Annotated in this window: 16 protein-coding genes; 7 read left to right on the forward strand and 9 right to left on the reverse strand. The window is 67.0% G+C overall.

Annotated elements, in window-relative coordinates; translation table 11 throughout:
* Positions 1 to 18 precede the first annotated feature (18 nt).
* Complete coding sequence (locus ASF79_RS11465) at positions 19 to 408, reverse strand: DUF1304 domain-containing protein (protein WP_055779107.1); 390 nt, start codon at positions 406 to 408, stop codon at positions 19 to 21.
* A 79-nt stretch (positions 409 to 487) separates the two neighbouring features.
* Between ASF79_RS11465 and ASF79_RS11470 the strand changes: the two genes are divergently transcribed.
* From ASF79_RS11470 to ASF79_RS11490, 5 genes are all read left to right on the forward strand, one after another.
* Positions 488 to 1,075 (forward strand): TetR/AcrR family transcriptional regulator, encoded by a 588-nt coding sequence (locus ASF79_RS11470; RefSeq protein ID WP_055855107.1) that lies wholly within the window; start codon positions 488 to 490, stop codon positions 1,073 to 1,075.
* Positions 1,076 to 1,247: 172 nt separating this feature from the next.
* A complete protein-coding gene (locus tag ASF79_RS11475) occupies positions 1,248 to 1,505 on the forward strand; it encodes a DUF6458 family protein (RefSeq protein ID WP_055779101.1) in 258 nt (85 codons plus the stop codon).
* 10 nt (positions 1,506 to 1,515) lie between these two features.
* The gene (locus ASF79_RS11480) at positions 1,516 to 2,922 is read left to right on the forward strand and encodes a serine/threonine-protein kinase (protein WP_055855109.1); all 1,407 of its coding nucleotides are present in this window, start codon (positions 1,516 to 1,518) and stop codon (positions 2,920 to 2,922) included.
* A 122-nt stretch (positions 2,923 to 3,044) separates the two neighbouring features.
* Positions 3,045 to 5,501: a bifunctional lysylphosphatidylglycerol flippase/synthetase MprF gene (locus tag ASF79_RS11485; RefSeq protein ID WP_055779097.1), complete on the forward strand. Its 2,457-nt coding sequence runs from the start codon at positions 3,045 to 3,047 to the stop codon at positions 5,499 to 5,501.
* On the forward strand, positions 5,485 to 6,807 hold the full coding sequence (locus tag ASF79_RS11490; RefSeq protein ID WP_055855112.1) for an alpha/beta hydrolase: 1,323 nt from the start codon (positions 5,485 to 5,487) through the stop codon (positions 6,805 to 6,807). Before ASF79_RS11485 ends, ASF79_RS11490 begins: the two co-directional genes overlap by 17 nt.
* A 9-nt stretch (positions 6,808 to 6,816) precedes the next feature.
* On the opposite strand, the gene ASF79_RS11495 is transcribed toward ASF79_RS11490, so the two are convergent.
* The 3 genes from ASF79_RS11495 to ASF79_RS11505 are packed head-to-tail and all read right to left on the reverse strand — an operon-like array spanning position 6,817 to position 9,847.
* Positions 6,817 to 8,094, reverse strand: coding sequence for an ABC transporter permease (locus tag ASF79_RS11495; protein ID WP_156366237.1), 1,278 nt, complete (start codon positions 8,092 to 8,094; stop codon positions 6,817 to 6,819).
* Complete coding sequence (locus ASF79_RS11500) at positions 8,091 to 8,810, reverse strand: ABC transporter ATP-binding protein (RefSeq protein WP_055855116.1); 720 nt, start codon at positions 8,808 to 8,810, stop codon at positions 8,091 to 8,093. Before ASF79_RS11500 ends, ASF79_RS11495 begins: the two co-directional genes overlap by 4 nt.
* Positions 8,807 to 9,847 carry an efflux RND transporter periplasmic adaptor subunit gene (locus tag ASF79_RS11505; RefSeq protein WP_156366238.1) on the reverse strand — a complete coding sequence of 347 codons (1,041 nt, stop codon included), beginning with the start codon at positions 9,845 to 9,847 and terminating at the stop codon, positions 8,807 to 8,809. The genes ASF79_RS11500 and ASF79_RS11505 overlap by 4 nt, the downstream gene beginning before the upstream one ends.
* Positions 9,848 to 10,068: 221 nt before the next feature.
* On the opposite strand from ASF79_RS11505, the gene ASF79_RS11510 reads away from it, so the two are divergent.
* Positions 10,069 to 10,617, forward strand: coding sequence for a hypothetical protein (locus tag ASF79_RS11510; protein WP_055779082.1), 549 nt, complete (start codon positions 10,069 to 10,071; stop codon positions 10,615 to 10,617).
* Positions 10,618 to 10,631: 14 nt separating this feature from the next.
* Here ASF79_RS11510 and ASF79_RS11515 read toward each other — a convergent pair whose 3' ends face one another.
* Positions 10,632 to 11,882, reverse strand: coding sequence for an EAL domain-containing protein (locus tag ASF79_RS11515; RefSeq protein ID WP_055855121.1), 1,251 nt, complete (start codon positions 11,880 to 11,882; stop codon positions 10,632 to 10,634).
* Positions 11,883 to 12,036: 154 nt separating this feature from the next.
* Between ASF79_RS11515 and ASF79_RS11520 the strand changes: the two genes are divergently transcribed.
* A complete protein-coding gene (locus ASF79_RS11520) occupies positions 12,037 to 13,662 on the forward strand; it encodes a phosphatase PAP2 family protein (RefSeq protein WP_082495859.1) in 1,626 nt (541 codons plus the stop codon).
* Between the two features lie 25 nt (positions 13,663 to 13,687).
* Here the strand turns inward: ASF79_RS11520 and ASF79_RS11525 are convergent, their stop codons facing one another.
* The 4 genes from ASF79_RS11525 to ASF79_RS11540 all read right to left on the reverse strand — a co-directional run bounded on the left by ASF79_RS11525 (position 13,688) and on the right by ASF79_RS11540 (position 18,095).
* On the reverse strand, positions 13,688 to 14,491 hold the full coding sequence (locus ASF79_RS11525; protein WP_055855123.1) for an alpha/beta hydrolase: 804 nt from the start codon (positions 14,489 to 14,491) through the stop codon (positions 13,688 to 13,690).
* Positions 14,492 to 14,567: 76 nt separating this feature from the next.
* Positions 14,568 to 15,062: a hypothetical protein gene (locus ASF79_RS17370; RefSeq protein WP_156366239.1), complete on the reverse strand. Its 495-nt coding sequence runs from the start codon at positions 15,060 to 15,062 to the stop codon at positions 14,568 to 14,570.
* A 75-nt stretch (positions 15,063 to 15,137) separates the two neighbouring features.
* On the reverse strand, positions 15,138 to 17,681 hold the full coding sequence (locus tag ASF79_RS11535) for a phosphoketolase family protein (protein ID WP_082495860.1): 2,544 nt from the start codon (positions 17,679 to 17,681) through the stop codon (positions 15,138 to 15,140).
* A gap of 42 nt (positions 17,682 to 17,723) precedes the next feature.
* Positions 17,724 to 18,095 carry a TIGR02611 family protein gene (locus tag ASF79_RS11540; protein ID WP_055855131.1) on the reverse strand — a complete coding sequence of 124 codons (372 nt, stop codon included), beginning with the start codon at positions 18,093 to 18,095 and terminating at the stop codon, positions 17,724 to 17,726.
* Positions 18,096 to 18,198: the final 103 nt, after the last annotated feature.

The following is an 18,198-nucleotide window of genomic DNA, read 5'->3' on the forward strand; positions in this document are numbered from 1 at the left end:
CGGTGGTGATGGAGTCGGTTAGACGTTCAGGGAGATGATCGTGGCGATCACGGCCAGCAGGGGCAAGGTGCCCTGCTTGATCGCTGCCGCGCGCTTATCCGGCGATGACGCGAACAGCACGAGGGCGGCTGCGAGCATCGAGCCGGTGCCGACCAGGATGAGAGCAGGGCCGACGGCGGAGGTGCTCACGAGCACGAACACGATTCCGATGATCGTGGCGATGGCCAGGAAGAGATTGTAGAAGCCCTGGTTGTAAGCGAAGGGCCTCGTGGTCTCGACCTCCGCGGTGGATGCCGGGCCGAACGTCTTGCGAGCGGCGGGGCCGTCCCATGCCAGCGACTCCATCCAGAAGATGTAGACGTGCAGCAAGGCGGCGAGTGCAGCAATCACGACGGATGCGATGACCATGAGAATCTCCTTTTTTGAACCGACCGTTTCACTATAGACTCATTCGGCCGGCACCTGCCAGTACCGAAAGGAGAACACCATGGGAAGAACGCGTGCGTTTGCCGAAGTCGATGTCGTGCGCGCGGCCCGTGGAGTCTTCTGGAATCGCGGGTACGAAGAGACGTCGCTGCCCGACCTCGAGGCGGCGACCGGGCTGAATCGGTCGAGCATCTATCACTCCTTCGGCAGCAAGCGAGGGCTCTTCGACGCCGCCGTCGAGTCGTACCTCGATGACGTCGTGCGCCCTCGGCTCGAGCCCTTGCGCGCCGACGAGGTCGATCGTGAGGCGCTCGAGGTGTACCTGCGGGGGCTCCGTCATGCCATGGTCGACGAAGACACGGCTCTGGCGAAGAACGGATGCCTGCTGCTCAACGCCACGGGATCGTCGCTGGGGCACGAGGCCGGCCTCGCGGCGGTCGTCACCGCCTACACGACCGACCTGCGCGACGCTGTCGCGTCCGGTGTCGCCGCCCGTCGCGTCGATCTGGCACCGGAAGGCCGCGAACTGGTCACGACGACGTGCACGGGGCTCGTCTTCGCGGCGATGGCTATCGTGCGTGTCGACCGACTGGCGGCGGCCGCACTTCTCGACGCGGCGCTGGCCGCGGTGCTCGGGCCGACTCGCTGAACATTCTTCGCCTACTACCCTCGGTGCGCTCGGTTCAAGCCCCGAACGAGCGTGGTGCTCGCGTGCTAGACATGGGCGACTCGGTTCGACGCCCTCGGTCCGCTGTGGACCACGCCTCGCGCCGTCCGCCGACGCGAACCTCTCGCGCCGGCGTAGATCGAAGGGAAACCCCATGGGTATCGGAAGCGGAATCGCACTGTTCGTCATCGGCGCCGTGCTTGCATTCGCCGTGAACATCGACCTCGGCGGGGTCGTGAACCTTCCCCTGATCGGATACATCCTGATGGGTGCTGGCGTCGTCGTGTTCCTCATCAGCCTCGTCCTCACGCTGCGTCGTCGACAGAGCACGTCGACGACCCGGTCGGCCGTCGATCCCGCGAGCGGCGAGCGGGTCACCCGCAGCACTCGCGACAGCGACCCGCTCGTCTGAGAACAGCGCCGTGGCAGAAGGCTCACTGCTCGGCGCACGGTATCGACTCGAGTCGCGCGTCGGCGCGGGTGGCATGGGGGTCGTGTATCGCGCGACCGACGAAAAACTCGGCCGTACGGTCGCGATCAAGCTCTTTCGCGACTCCGAGGCGGCAGACCTGCAGCGAAAGACCTCGGAGACCCGGCTCCTCGCCTCTCTGAATCACCCGTCTCTGGTGACCTTGTACGACGCCCTCATCGACGGCGACGGCGAGGCGTATCTCGTGATGGAGTTCGTCGACGGTCCCACGCTGCGCAGCAGAATCTCGGATGGCCCGGTGGCGCCCGTCGATGCGGCACGCATGGCCCGCGAGTTGGGCGAGGCGCTGCACGTGGTGCATCAGGCCGGCATCGTGCACCGCGACATCAAGCCCGCGAATGTGCTGCTTCGCCGATCGCCGGTCGTGGGCGAGGAATTCACGGCGACGCTGGCCGACTTCGGTATCGCCCACCTCGTCGGTTCGTCGCGGCTGACCACGCCCGGCACGCTGCTCGGCACGGCCGCGTATCTCAGCCCGGAGCAGGTGCGGGGCTCCGAACCCGCTCCGTCCTCCGATATCTACGCGCTCGGTCTGGTTCTGCTCGAATCACTGACGGGTGAGCGTGTGTTCGGTCAGCCGGTCGTGCACGAGGCGGCCCTCGCTCGGCTCACGAACGATCCCGAGGTTCCCGGGGAACTGGGCTACGACTGGAAGTCCCTGCTCACGGCGATGACCGCCCGCGATCCCGGGCAGCGACCCACTGCCCTCGAGGTCGTGCATCTCGCCCGCGAGCTCCGATCCGAGTCGGCGCCGGTGCCGGTGCCGGCTGCCCGCTCGGCCGCGGTGGGCTCGCCGGCACTCGTAACCGAGGCGCCGACGGAAGCCATGGGCGAGGCGCCGACGGAAGCCATGGGCGAGGCGCCGACGGAAGCCATGGGCGAGGCGCCGACGGAAGCCATGGGCGAGGCCCCCACTGAAGTCATGACCGAGGCCCCGACGAAGGTCATGACCGGGGCCGCGGTCGAGCCCCCGAAGCGGCGCCGTCGGGCCTTGCTCATCGCCGCTCTGGCGGCCGCGGGAGTTCTCGCAATCGTTCTCACCTGGGCGCTGTTGTCGATGCCGAGTTCATCGCCGACCCCGGCGACCAACCCGGCGACCACGAGCGCGCCGGTGGGCCCGGAGCCGGAGCCCGTTCCGTCTGGCGAGGCGCCCTCGACCGCGGAGCCCGCACCCGTACCCGAACCTGTCGCTCCCGAGACCGAGCAGGGCAACGGCAACTCCGGTAACGGCAATGGCAACGGCAACTCCGGTAACGGCAACGGAAACGGGAACTCCGGTAACGGCAACGGAAACGGGAACTCCGGTAACGGCAATCCGGGGAACGGCAAGAATAAGTAGCGGGAGTGCTTCCTGCACGCGGGCTGGGCCTTGGCTGAGTGTTCCTCGTCCGCCCAGGCTCAGGGAGAATTTCTCATTCCACAGGGATACGCTTCATCAGTTCTGATGATCTGAGGTAAGTCGTGCCGTTCCTTCGCTGGATTCTCCGCCACCCGTTCACCGTGGTGTGCAGCGCCGTCGTCATTGTGCTGAGTATCGTCGGCTTCGCTTCGAGCACCTACGACTGGGGCTGGCAGGTCTTGGCCACGGGCCAGGACGATGTCTTCCAGCATCACCGCTGGTGGGGTCTCATCACGGCGTTTCTCGCGGTCGACGGTGGCGGCGCACTGATCTTCGTCGTGCCCTTCATCGTGCTTGTCGTCGGAGCGGCCGAGCAACTCATGGGCAGCTGGCGCACCGCGATCGCCTACGTCGGCGGCAGCGCCGCATCCGGTCTCATCGGATTCGGCCTCAGCTGGGTCGAGAGCACGTACCTCGGATTCCTTCCGCTCAACGCCCCCTCGATCGAGGCTCTGTCGCCGGCGACCGGCGTGATCTGCGCCGCCATGGCAGCGAGCTCGTTCGCCTCCGCCCTGTGGCGACGTCGCATCCGACTCGGCGCCTCATTCATCGCCGTCACGCTCTTTCTCTACTCGGGTGGCGCGGGCGACTTCTACTCCCTCGTCGCGGTGCCTGTCGGGCTCGTCCTCGGGTTTGCGCTGGGCGGGTCGAGGTCGAGGTTCCGCCTGATCCGCAGTTCTCATCACGAGATCCGAACGCTGCTGGCCGCCGTCGTCGCCCTCGGTTCGATCGGCCCCGTCGTCGCCGCTCTCATTGGATCGGGCAGTGGCCTCCTCTCGATCTACGGTCTCTTAGCGGTCGATGTCGATCATCCGCGAGTGGCCCTGATCGGTCTTCTGCCCGTCGCGGTGGGAGTCGTCGCCGCGTGGGGCATTCTGCGCGGTCGACGCGCCGCCCTCTGGCTGGCCGTCTGCATCCAGGTGATGATGTCGGCCGTGATGCTGGGCGTCTTCGTCGTGATTCAGCCGGAGACCATGACCGCCATCGCCGAGCAGGCCAACGAAGAGGTCGACCCGTACATCTGGCAGACGTTGACGGGCAGTGCCCTGTGCGCGATCCTTCCGTTGGCCAGCGCGGCGCTGCTCATTCTGCTGCGCAAGCATGTCGACGTTCGCCCCTCGCGCGCGAGCGCCAAGCGGTTCTTCGTGATCACACTGAGTGCGCTCGCCGGAACGGCGCTCATCTCGTTCGTGGGGATCCTCGCCATCAGCGACCAGTTTCGGCCCGTGCCGACGATGTTGGACATACTGCAGGCCCTGCCGCTGCGTCTCGTCCCGCCGACGTTCGTGATCTCCGACGGGCTCGCGTTCGTTCCGACGACGCACTGGGCCCACAAGCTGTGGTCGCTGCCGGCGGGCCTCTTCTGGGGCGCGGTGCTCACCGCATCCTGTCTTCTCGTTCTCGGCCGCACCGCCGTGGTCGACGACGACGACCGTGTGCGCGCCCGAGCGATTCTCGAGAGGGGCGGCGGACACACGCTGTCGTTCATGTCGACCTGGCCCGGCAACTCCTTCTGGTTCGACGAGGTCGCCGATGCCGCCGTGGCGTATCGTGTGCAGGGTTTCGTGGCCGTGGCGGTCGGAGGGCCCTTCGGACCCGCGTTCGCCGACCCGACTGTCGTCGAGCGTTTCGTGCGGTTCTGCGGCGATCACGGGTGGACACCGACCTTCTACGGGGTCGACGATGCCACGATCGAGACCTTCGAGGGCCTGCATTGGCAGCGCCTCAAAGTCGCAGAGGAGGCCGTTCTGCGGCCCCGCGACTGGAACCCGACCGGCAAGAAGTGGCAGGACATCCGCACGGCCGTGAACAAGGCCGGCCGCGCCGGGGTGGTGGCGCAGTGGACGTCGTGGCGCGAGCTGTCGCTGCTGCAGCGCTCGCAGATCCAGGCCATCTCGGAGGCATGGGTCGCCGAGAAGAACCTGCCCGAGATGGGATTCACCCTCGGAGGACTCGACGAGCTCGTCGATCCGTCGGTGCGCCTGATGCTCGCCGTCGACGCCGAGGGAACGATCGTGGCCGTCACCAGTTGGCTTCCCCTCTACGGCGCGGACGACGCGGTGAAGCCGCACGTCATCGGCTACACCCTCGACTTCATGAGACGTCGGACCGACGCGGCCAACGGCACGATGGAGTTCGTCATCGCAGCCGCGGTCGAACAGGCCAAGAGCGACGGGCTGGAGATCCTGAGCCTCTCGGGCGCTCCGCTCGCGAACGCCGCCCCCGAATCGTCGACTCTCGACGTGCGAGGCAGCGTCGTGGCGCAGATCCTCGACTACGTCGGTCGCTCGCTCGAGCCCGCGTACGGATTCCGGTCGCTGCTGAACTTCAAGAAGAAGTTCCAGCCCGCGTTCGTTCCTCTGTGGTTGCTCTACCCTGACACCACGGACCTCCCCGCCGTGGGCGCGGCGATCGGCCGCTGCTACCTGCCTCGACTGTCGGTGATCCAGCTGAGCGGGCTGCTGCGCGATCTGAGGCCGAAGGCGACACAGGAGGCACAGCGTGAACCTACTGCTTGACCTGGGCATCACCGCGGGGCCTGTCGTCTACGCCACGTATGCCGTCGCCTTCGCGGTGGTCGTGCTGCTCGTCCTCCGCCGTCCGAGCACGAAGTGGACACGACGGCGTTGGCTCACCGAGGTCGCTGTCTCCGCCGCAGTCGGAGCCCTCGTAGGCGTGGGGCTGACCTGGCTGCTCTCAGACCAGCTCGACCTGTTCGGGGCAGACCTCACGGCCGTGGTCAGGGTCTGGGTCGCGGTCGGCTGCGCCGCCTTCGGCGTCGCGATCGTGTCGATGCGTCGCGCATCCTGGATGCGCGTGGTCGGCTCTGCCCTCGCGCTCGTCTTGTTCGTGCTCACCACGGCGATGGCCATCAACATCGACTTCGGACAGTACCCCACGGTGCGCAGCGCCCTGGGAATCAGTGCGATCGTCGACGCGGCCGAGCAGCCCCTCCCCGAGGTCGAGGCTGCGTCGGTGCCGACGATCGCCGACTGGGTCGCTCCGGCGACCATGCCGAAAGTCGGAACGCTGACGACCGTCGCGATTCCGGCATCCGAATCGAAGTTCCCGGCCAGGCCGGGCGTCGTGTATCTGCCGCCGGCGGCGCTCACGGCGAACCCCCCGAAGCTGCCTGTGATGGTCATGATGTCCGGTCAGCCGGGCACCCCGCAGGATCCGTTCATCACGGACAAGCTGCAGCAGAGCCTCGATGCCTATGCCGCGGCGCACGACGGGCTCGCTCCGATCGTCGTGGCGCCCGATCAGCTCGGTGACCCGACCGCCAACCCCATGTGCGTGGACTCGCCGCTCGGCAAGTCGCAGACCTACCTCACGGTCGACGTGCCGAACTGGATCAAGGCCAACCTCAACGTCATCGACGACCCGCACTACTGGGCCGTCGGAGGGCTGTCTCAGGGCGGCACCTGCTCGATTCAGCTGGGCGCCGGATTCCCGAATCTGTTCGGAGTGATCCTCGATGCCTCGGGGGAGCAGTATCCGCGCATCGGCGACCCCCAGAAGACCGCCGATGCCGCGTTCGGTGGCAGCCTCACCCGCTACGAGGCGGCGTACCCGACGAACATCATGCAGCAGCACGGCACGTATGCCGACACGTTCGCCGTCTTCGGCGTGGGGTCGAACGATGCGGCGTTCCTGCCGCAGGTGAAGACCATCTACGCCGCTGCCAAGGCCGCCGGTATGGATGCCACGTATATCGAGGCACCGGGCAGCGCTCACGACTCGACGACCTGGTCGTACGTGTTCGCGCAGGGGCTGCAACTCATCGCCGACCACTGGTCGCTCTCGGCGAAGAAAGACACCTAGCGACAGCGGTCAGTACCGGATGGCGTCGATCACCTTCACGCGCACGGCCACGAGCGCGGGCAACAGGCCGGCCAGCGCTCCCACCGCCGTCGCCGCGACGAGTCCGATGAGCGCCGCCTCGGCGGGGAACGGCGGGAAGTCGCTCACCAGGCCCTGACCGATGAGATTCATGGTCCACGGATTCTGCACGAGGAGAACCGACGCGACCACTCCCGCGGCACCGGCCGCGATCGTGGCCACGACGCTCTCCATCATCACCGAGAAGAACACGCGCCCGGCAGTGGCGCCGAAGCTGCGACGGATACCGATCTCGCGCACGCGCTGCTTCACGGTCACGAGAGCGATGTTCACCAGTCCGAGGGCCCCGAGCAACAGGACGAGCACGGCGATTCCACCGACCACGAGTTTGGTGACAAGGAAGGGGTCGTCGCCGTACTGGGCGTAGTCCTGGCGATAGACGTCGACCTGCACGTCGCCGGTTCCGCCCCCGGGATTCGCCAGCGCCGAGGTGAAATCGCGCCTCACGACCTCCATGAGCTGGTCGGAGATGGCGGGAGGCACCCACATCTCGTATTGGGTGGAACCGCCGCCCCCTCCGCCGTACGGATCCTGAACGGCGGCCGACGGCCTGGCCGCCGTCATCGCCGAGAGCTGGTCGGCGAGCATGAACATCGCCGGATCGGTCTCGTAACTCGCCACGGGATAGACGCCCACGATCACGGCAGTCGTGCCGGGTCTGCCACCCTGGGCCCCGAGTTCGACGGTCGGATGCGTCCGCAGCTCGGGGCTGCCGAGGCGCTCCCAGAAGATCTGGTTCACCACGAGGGCGGGAGCGAGCCCGGCCGCATCGTCGGCGGTGAACCACTCGCCCTCCGTGAGGCGCACTCGATGCATCTCTCCATACGGCTGGTCGACGGCCTGTGTCTGCACATCGACGACGCCGGTGGTGAACGGCACGGCCTGGGCCGTCTGCATCACCCGGCTGCCATAGGTGATGTCGTAACGCGCCAGTGTTTCGGCCCACGTCGCATCCATTGTCGCCGAATCGATGGCAGTGCCCCCAGTGCTGTAAGCCGAGACGAACAGGCTGGCGGGCCGACCGCTCTGCCGCTCGCTGAGCTCCTCGTTCGCCTGCTGCACGATGCCGCCGAGCGCCACGACCGTGGTGAGAGAGCACACGGCGACGGCGACGCCGATCAACGAGAGCAGCACTCGAGTGCGATGCACACGAAGTTCTTGCCAGGCCTCGATGACCGCCCCGACGAGGCTCGTGAACGCGCGCTTCACGAGACGGCCTCGGATGCCGCTGCCAGCTCGGCGCTCTCGGCCCGCGTCAAGACGCCGCGGTCGAGTCGGAAGTGGTCGCGGGCCCGGGCCGCGATGGCCGGATCGTGCGTGATCGTCACGAGCGCCGCCCCCGTGCGTGTCGCGACGTCGTCGATGAGCTGCATCACCGAACTGCCGGTGTCGAGGTCGAGGGCGCCGGTGGGTTCGTCGGCGAGAATCAGTCGCGGCCCGCGAACCAGCGATCGGGCGATGGCGACGCGCTGCTGCTCGCCACCCGAGAGGCGGTCGGGCATGCTCTCCATGCGGTTGCCGAGGCCGACCTCTTCGAGCATGTCGGCGGCGAGCTTCTTGCGTCGCCAGAAAGATCTGCCCTCGGCGTAGAGCAGGGGCATCGCCACGTTCTCGAGGGCCGTGCGACCCGGCAGCAGGTTGAACTGCTGGAAGACGAAGCCGATCTGCGCTCCGCGCACACGGTCGCGAGCGGCGCCGGAATACGACGCGACCGGCCGGTCGTCGAACGTCAGCAGCCCGCTGGTGGGCATGTCGAGCAGACCGAGCAGGTTGAGCAGCGTGGATTTGCCCGAACCCGAGCGCCCCACGATCGAGATACGGTCACCCGGCTCGACCGTGAGGTCGACGCCATTGAGGATCGTCAGGGCCGGTTGGTCAGGCGGAATCACCGTACGCGTGACGTCGCGCAGTTCGAGCAGGCTCACCTGACGATGACCCCGCCGCAGTCCGTCGCACCGGGCGGGCACCCCGACGGATCGGCCAGCGCGCCGGGCGCGAATTGCAGGATCTGATCGCCTTCGACCAGCCCTCCGGTGATCTCGACCTGGCTTCCGTCGTTCAGGCCGAGGCCCACGGCACGCTCCTCTGTGCCGCCGTCGGCACGAGATACCCAGACCGTGCCGCTCAGCGCAGCCCCGCGCACGGCCGTCGTCGGCACGACGAGAACGTTCTCGGCTTTTCCGCCGGAGATGGTCATCTCGGCGGCGAGGCCGGAGAAGACGGTGACCTCACTGGGAATCGGGCAGCTGACGGTGGTGTTCGAACCGCCGCCCGCTCCCGCGCTTGTTCCGCCAGCTGTTTCGCCGCCTGTCGTATCGCCACCGGTACCGCCACCCTCGCTGCCAGACAGCGGGGTCGTGATGCGCAGCCCTGTGCAGGTGAATGCGGCGGGACCGCCGGTGATGGAGATCGACGCGTCTGTCGGCTGGTCGACCAGGCGGTAGCGCTGCTCGGGCTTCAGCGAGCCCGAGACAGAGAAGGTGGGCGGAGCGATCTGCCCGGCGACCATGCCGATCGTGACGTCTTGTCCCGAGATCACACCGAGCGAGCTGAGCACGCCGGCGGCAGGGGCGACGACCTGCTCGTAGCGGTAGATCTTGGGCTTCGTCTTGCCCTCGTCATCGATGCTGTCCTCGGGTGAGCGCACGATCTCGACTTTGACGTCGAAGACGGTGTCGCCGGCGGCGACGACCGACCCCTGGGGGAAGAAGATCTCGTCGACGGTACCGGCAGCGGTCGACTTGAGCGGCGCGGCCGGATCTGCCGTGACCGTGGACTGGACCACGACATCGTTCACGATCGTGCCCAGAGCGACGGGGATCACGGGTTCGACGATCTCTCCGGTGGGAACCGCAGACACCTCATCGGTCTTGTCGGGGAAGAACGCGAGCTTGCCCAGTGCCACGGCGATAGCCGCGACCAGCAGGATGCGCACTACCGGGAAGACCCATTTTCGAACCACGCCCACGCCCACTCCTTCGTTCAGTACCCATCGACTATCGCAGAAAGAAGAATGTCGCAGTGTGACGCCGAGGATACATCGGTGTCCATCAGCCTCTCATGCGGCATGTCGGCTCTCGGGCGCGTGAGGTCGACCATCATGAGACTCCGAGTCTCATAGTGGACTCTGATGTATGCGCGTCACATGCGAGATTAGAGGCGGTCGCGGAAGGGGCATGATCGATGGAATCGGGAAACGACGCCGCACGGGCCGTCGATGACTGGATGAGCCGGAACGCGACCGCGATCGGGTGGCGACGGCTGTCTCGCCGGCACGCTGGCAGCTTCGATCTCGGTGCCGATTCGCCGCATTCCGCCGTGCTGCAGGTCGTCGACGGCGAGTGGCATCTGCAACTCGAGACCGCGAAGGGGCGCAGCATGCCGGTGCTTGGCGCAGTCGATTCTCCCCTCGAGGTTCTTCTCGACGCACTGATGTTCGCCGTCTACATGCGCGCCACGGCCGAAGTCGATCGAGCTGACCGCACGGCCAGCGCGCAGCTCTCGCTCCTGCTCCATCAGCTGGCCGAGGCGACCGACGACGCGCGCTACGGGGGTCGCGCCGCTCTGCTGCTCGCCGGGCACGCCATCAAAGACGGTCAGCGACTCGAGGCCCGCTCCCGGATAGAAGACGCCGTGCGGCTCTTCGCCGTGGCGCGGGATCTGACGGCGGAGGAGAACGCGCGAACCGTTCTCGCCGATCTCCCACGGCTGATGAGCAACACCGGCGCCTGAACCGGCCGCCGCTCCTAGAGCCGTGCCACCAGCGTGCGAGCCGCCTCGATCGTGAGTCGGCGGTCGTGGGTGAGGATGAACTCGTAGGTGTCGTTCGTCGGCGAGGGGTCGCCGAGCTGACGCGCCGTGAGGGTCGCAGCGAAGTTCGGCGAGATCACCACGACGTTCCACTCGGCGACAAGTGGATCGGCGACGTCGAGTTCGACGCCGCACACGGAGTCGTCGAGGTCGAGCTGGTCGAATCCGTGGCCGAACACGCCGACGAAAGCCGCCGTGAGGCCCAGGGGGTAGTACCGTTCCACGGCCCGGTCGTCGAAGTTCTCTCGGTGCTGGAATGTGCCGAACACGAGGGCGGAATCGCCTTCGAGGGCGGCATGGGCCTCGAGGAACAGGCTGATCTGCAGCAGGAGTCCGCTGTTCGAGACGCGTGCCTCGCGCCGTTCCGCTGCGACGGAGAAGGGAGTGTCTTGCCGAAGCCCGGCGAGGCGTCCCGACGGTGCGGGTCGTACGCCGGAGAGATAGGGAAGCGTCGTCGGCAGCTCCGCGGCACCGCCGAAGAGCGGCCCCTGGGCCAGCGTCGCTCCGAGCGCCCTGGCGGTGACGAGCTGCTGTTCGGTCTCGACCCCGTGCGCCAGCACGAGGCATCCGGTCGCCTCGGCGTACGCCGAGACGCCGCTGAGAACGGATGCGAGTCGCTGGTCGGGCAGGTCGCTGACGATCTGCAGGTCGAGGCAGATCACATCCGGCGCGACGGCGGGTAGCAGAGCCAGGGTGTGCGGGTCGACGCCCACCTCGGTGATCGCGATCGCCCAGCCCTGGTCTCGGATGCGCACGATGGCCCGGAGGAGAGGAGCGAGATCGGTATCGATCAGGGTGTGACCCGCGATCTCGAGAACCATAGGATGCGCCAGCGCCGTCTCGTCGTCGGCGAGTCTGGCGACCGTCGAGGGGTCTGCACTGAAGAACAGGCTTCGGGGCGCCGAGAGGCCGGAACGCTCCGAGGTGAGGATCGCACCGGTGCGGCTCACGGTGTCGAAGTCGACGATTCTGCCGGAGTCCCGGGCCGCGGTGAGAAGCACATCCGGCGATTCCAGAGGGGAGTCCTTGGGCCCTCGCGTGCTCGTTCCGTAGGCCACGACCGACATGGAGTCGAGGTCGAAGATGGGCTGGAAACGGGTGCGAACGAGGCCACCCTCGATGATGCGATCGAGCTCCGCGCTCGCTCCAGAAGAGGATGCGGGGTCGGATAGCTGGGAGGCACTCACGGGAATTAATCATGACATCGATAGGTCTCTCGGTGGGGCAGGACGGTGCCCCCTGTTCGGGGCGAACGGTATCGGGTGTGCATGATGTTGAGGCCGCGGGGCCGTTCACGCAGAGTTCACCCACCCTCGACCTCGATCGATCTAGCGTTACTCCGTGAACCAACGAACCCGATTCCTTCGTCTCTCCGGAACGGTGACGATCCCTCTCGTCACCGTCGCTCTCCTCGCGCTGAGCGCTCCCCTCGCAGCGACGGCTGCCGCTCCCTACCCGAGCGACACGGCCAAGCCCGATCTGCCGTCACTGCTGAGCGGCTTCACCTCGCTGTGGCAGACGAGTGGCGTGAACGACCTGCACGGAACCGTCGTCGACGGCCCCACGCTCGCCCGCAACGACGAGCTCGCGGTGTGGATCAACGGTCATGCGACGCCGGCGCAGCAGTTCCTGGCCTTGCAGGATGCCGAATACCAGACGACCGGAAACACGAGCTACGACCAGTCGATCACGATCTCGACCGCGCTCGGCTCTGTGCTCGCCCCGATCTACGTGGCCGGACGACAGAACGGATCGCTGCCACTGACCACTGCCCTGATCAACAGCTCGAACGGAACCAGCGGTGCCTACGTGAGCACGGGTGCATCGAAGGCCGCTTTCAGCTACCCCCGCCCGTATCTGCCGACCGACCCGACGACACCAGCGGTGGCCGGCGACGATGCGGCATGCGCGCCGACGGTCGTGAACGCCTCGTCGCTGACGGCGAACCGTGTCGGCACGCCCTACGCCTCGTCGCAGGGAAACCTGCTGATCACGCGCGTTCCCGCGGTCGTCGACACGACGCACCAGTTCTCGACCAACGACGTGAGCCTCAGTGCCTCGTACAACGCCACCGGAATCTGCACCGGCGGCGCCTTCCCCAGCGGCCACACGACGACCGCCTACCAGGCGGGCATCACTCTCGCCACGCTGCTGCCGAGCCTCGCCCCCGAGATCCTGGCCCGCGCATCCGAAGCCGGCAACGACCGCATCGTTCTCGGCGTTCACTACCCGCTCGACATCATGGGCGGACGCATCGCCGGCGAGGCGGCGCTCGCAGCCCGCTGGTCTGACACGAAGTACCGCACCGAGGTGCTCGAGCCCGCGCAGAAAGAGCTGACCGACTACCTGCAGCAGCAGTGCGGTGGAACCCTCGACGCGTGCCTGGCCCGAGGTTCGGCGTATCAGTCGAACCCCTACGGTGGCCAGGCGATCCCGGGCGGCACCTCGCAGATCGTGACCGATCGCGCCAGCGCGGTCGCCGTCTATGGCGAGCGACTCGACTACGGATTCGCAAAGACCGGTTCGGCGAACCAGGCCCCGTCGGTGCCCGCGGGCGCAGAGAACCTCCTCCTCAGCACCTTCCCGAGCCTGAGCGACGCTCAGCGCGCCTCCGTTCTGGCTCAGACTCAGATCTCGTCGGGCGATCCGCTCGATCTCAGCGGTTCGGCCGCGGGATCGTGGCAGCGGCTGAATCTGGCCGCGGCGACGAGTGCCACGGTGCAGCTGAACGCCGATGGATCCGTGACGGTCGCGTCGGTCGGCGGCCAGGCCGCGGTTCTGCCCGTGGCGGCGCCGAACGCGACGGACCCGGGTGCCGCGGCTGTCGCATCCGGATCGTCGACGTCGTCGTCGCTCGCGGCGACCGGGCTGGATGCCGAGCCCGTCGTGATCGGTTCGATCGCGGCCACCCTGCTGGGGCTGGGTATGGTCGCGGTGATGGGGCTGCGGCGCAAGCGCACTCGCTGACGTCGTCGTGTCGCCCGTCGCAGAACTACTGTGCGAGCGACTGCTGACGGAGCCAGATGAGGATCTCGGTGGCGAGCTGGTTCCAGCCGTGATCGATGGTGAGCGAGTGACCGCGGTCGGTGAAGGTGATGAGCTCGGTCACCGCGTTCGAGTCGCGATACTGCCTGAGGGTCGCATCGACGACGGTCTCGGGAACGGTGTGGTCGCGGCCTCCGGCGATCAGTAGCAGGGGAGCGCGATCGTCGTTGCCGGTAGCGACCTCGGCCTCCGAGTGCAGAGCGAAGTTCGCCACGGCGGCCTGGAAGAGAGGCCTCGCGGGCGAGGGGATGTTCCACGCGTTCCAGAGCGCCGACGACTCGTCGGCGCTCAGGGTGTTGCCGAAGCTGAACCGCCACTGCTCCTCGGTGAGGGAGACGGCCTTGTGAAGGTTGCCTGGATTGCTCAGCACGGGCAGTGACGACCGCAGTTGATTCAGCGGCAACGGGAGCACGCCCTTGATCTGGGCCGGATCGATGGCCACTCCGGCGGCCCCGTAGCCCTGTCCTAACAGCTTCTCGACGATCAGGCCGCCGAACGAGTGTCCGATGAGGATGGGCTGCACATCGAACGAGTCGGCGATGGTCTGAAAGTGCGAGACGACGTCGTCGATCGTCTTGTCTGCAGCATCGTGGGCGTGCGCTCGCGAGGCTTCGACGCTGTCGTGTTCACCCGGCCAGAGCGGGGCGACAGCGGTGTAGCCCTCGTGTTCGAACAGTTCGATCCAGGGCTGCCAGCTGGATGCGTGCACCCACAGACCATGGATGAAGACGACCGGCTGCGGTGACGGCATGAGCGGCTTCCTTTCGATCGAACGGAAAGAACACTGTGGTCACCACCATAGGACTGCGGCTGTCGCGTTGTCGCGCCTACTTGGCGGCGAAGGAGAACATCGTGCCGTCGAGGCTCGAGGGGTAGTCCGAGCCATAGCTGTCGTCGACGCCGTCGACGAAGAGCCCCGTATACACGAGAGCCAGAACGATCGAGAGGATGACCGCGAGCAACGACACGCTGCTTGCGACGATCGCGAGGGTCTTCTTGCGTCCTTTGAGGAAGATCGCGATGACACCCAGAACCAGGGCTATGAACGCGAAGAAGCCGGTGATGTAGTTCAGAAAGGGTATGAACGATCCGAGCAGCGCCATGCCCCCGATGATCAATGACGAGAGAGCGAGCCCTCCCGGCCCCGTCTTCGGCCGAATCGTGCCGGGTGCGTACGGCGCGGCGGGGTACTGGCTGGATGCGTAGTGAGCAGGTGACGGGTACGCCGGGGGCACCTGCGGCGGAGGCGTTCCGTAGTCGCTGACGGGCGGCGATGCGGGGAACCGCGGCGTGCCCGGAGCAGGAGGCTGTGTGTCTGGCATGCTCCGAGTGTGGCAGAGGAGTCACCGACCGCGACACCCTCATCAGCGGCCGATCGACCGCGCACGCGCGCCCGCTTAGGTGTTGTCGCCGCCGGTCTGATCGGCTCCCACCTCGTCGCGCGCCGAGTAGTTCTGTCGGTCGAAGCCGACTCCGTCTTCGCCCGACCACAGCCACTGTGCGACCTCAGGAATGTCCTCGCCGTGCTCGCGGGTGTACTGGCGGGCGCGCATGCGCGCATCCTGCATCTCTTGTCGCAACGCGGCGGCCTTCGAACCCAGCCCGGGCACCCGGTCGATCGCGTCGATCACCAGGTGGTAGCGGTCGAGGTTGTTGAGCATGAGCATGTCGAACGGCGTGGTCGTCGTGCCGTTCTCGATGAATCCGCGCACGTGCAGGTTGGCGTTCGCGGCGCGCCTGTAGGTCAGCCGGTGGATGAGCCACGGGTAGCCGTGATACGCGAACACGATGGGCTTGTCGGTCGTGAAGATGGTGTCGAAGTCGCGGTTCGACAGGCCGTGCGGATGCTCGGTGTCGTCTTGCAGACGCATCAGGTCGATCACATTCACGACGCGAACGCGCAGCTCGGGCAAATGCTTGCGCAGCAGGGATGCGGCAGCGAGCGTCTCGATGGTCGGAATGTCGCCGGCGCACGCCAGCACGATGTCGGGCTCGTCGCTCGGTCGCTCGGTGCCGGCCCAGTCCCAGATTCCGAGCCCACGGGTGCAGTGCGCCACGGCCTCGGGCATGCTCAGCCACTGCGGGCCGGGCTGTTTTCCGGCGACCACCACGTTGATGTAGTCGACGCTGCGCAGGCAGTGGTCGTAGGTCGAGAGCAGGGTGTTCGCATCGACGGGCAGGTAGACCCGCACGACGTCGGCCTTCTTGTTCACGACGTGGTCGATGAATCCCGGGTCCTGGTGGCTGAAGCCGTTGTGGTCCTGCCTCCAGACGTGGCTCGAGAGCAGGTAGTTGAGGCTCGAGACGGAGCGGCGCCACGGAATCGAGCGGGCGACCTGCAGCCACTTGGCGTGCTGGTTGAACATCGAGTCGACGATGTGGATGAACGCCTCGTAGCAGTTGAACAGCCCGTGCCGACCGGTGAGGAGGTACCCCTCGAGCCAGCCCTGGCACTGGTGCTCCGAGAGCATCTCCATGACGCGGCCCGCCCGGGCGAGGTTCAGGTCGACGGGCAGGATCTCGGCGTTCCACTGCTTGTCGGTCGCCTCGTAGACCTCCTGCAGGCGGTTGGATGCCGTCTCGTCGGGCCCGAAGATGCGGAAGTTGTCGGGGTTCAGGCGGATGACATCGGCGAGCCAGCCGCCGAGGACCTTGGTCGCCTCGGCCGTCTCGTGGCCGGGCGCCGTGACGTCGACGCCGTACTCGCGGAAGTCCGGCATCCGGAGCTCTCGGCGCAGCAGCCCGCCGTTCGAGTAGGGCGTCGCGCTCATGCGCAGGTAGCCCTCGGGGGCGAGGCCCGTGACGAAGGGGGTGGGTGCGCCCGAGGGGTCGAACAGCTCCTCCGGCTTGTACTTCTTCATCCACGATTCGAGCAGCCGGGTGTGCGCCTCGGTGTCGCGCGCGCTGGCGAGCGGAACCTGATGGGCGCGCCAGGTGTTCTCGACGGGCAGGCCGTCGATCTCGACGGGGCAGGTCCAGCCCTTGGGGGTGCGCAGAATGATCATCGGCCAACGCGGTGTGCCCTCGAGGGTGCCGTCGGCGGCATCCTGCTTGATGGCGGCGATCTCGTTGAGCACGACGTCGAGCGTCTCGGCCATGCGGGCGTGCACCAGCAGCGGGTCTTCACCGTCGAAGCCGCCCGACACGATGTGCGGGTTGTGGCCGTAGCCGCGCATCAGCGCGAGAAGGTCTTCTTCGGGGATGCGCGCGAGCACGCTGGGATTGGCGATTTTGTAGCCGTTGAGGTGCAGGATCGGCAGCACGACGCCGTCTTGCATCGGGTCGATGAACTTGTTCGAGTGCCAGGCCGTGGCGAGCGGCCCGGTCTCAGCCTCGCCGTCGCCGATGACCGCGGCGACCAGCAGATTCGGGTTGTCGAAGGCCGCCCCGTAGGCGTGCGAGAGCGAGTAGCCGAGTTCGCCTCCCTCGTTGATCGAGCCGGGCGTCTCGGGCGCCGCGTGGCTCGGGATGCCGCCGGGGAAGCTGAACTGCCGGAACAGTGCGCGCATACCGTCGGTCGACCGATCGATCTTCGAGTAGATCTCTGAGTAGGTGCCGTCGAGCCACGCGTTGGCCACCATGCCCGGCCCACCGTGGCCGGGGCCGGCGATGTAGAGGGTGGGCAGAGAGCGCTGCCGGATCATGCGGTTCAGGTGGGCGTAGACGAAGTTGAGCCCGGGCGTTGTTCCCCAGTGGCCGAGCAGGCGCGGCTTCACATCGTCTCGGCTGAGCGGCTGCTCGAGCAGAGGGTTGTCGAGCAGGTAGATCTGCCCGACAGACAGGTAGTTCGCGGCACGCCACCAGGCATCCACCTGCAGCAGGGCCTCGCCCTCGAGCGGTTCGGCCGGCCGCTGGTACCAGGGGTTGTGCGCGTCGCGCGGAATGACGGGGGACTGGAGCCCATCGACGGTGGACGAGCGGGGGGATGCGGAACCGGTCATGGAACGTCTCCTCTGCACTGCACGGGTGAAGTGCTGCTCATCCTAGGCGCGCGGGGTGTCCGTTCGGGAGGTGCTTGACTGACCGGCCGCACGAGATGCGCGCCACGATTTCCAGCGCGCCAGGGCCTTCGCGAGCACACGTTTCAGCCACTGACCGAGGCGGTGGGCGGCGGGGAACTCGGTGCCCAGAATAGCGATGCCGAGGAACACGATCAGCCAACCCGGCCCCGGCAGGGGCACCAGGATCAGCCCGACGATGGCCACGGTGGCTCCGAGAAGCGCGACCGCGAATCGATAGGCGAATCGGATGCGCGGGTGCCGCTCGACCCAGGCACGTGCGCGGCGCAGCACGCGTCGAACAGGATGCTGCGGGCTCTCGCCGATCTCGATCTCTCGGGTGAGGGTGTCGGTCATCACCTCACGTTAAGCGAGAACCCTCTTTGTTGGCTGACATTCCCTCCCAGAATCTGTGTTTGTCTTGATTTCGCAGATAAACAGACATAAAGTCACATCACAC

It is taken from the genome of Agreia sp. Leaf335, assembly GCF_001423605.1.
Classification (GTDB): Bacteria; Actinomycetota; Actinomycetes; order Actinomycetales; family Microbacteriaceae; genus Agreia.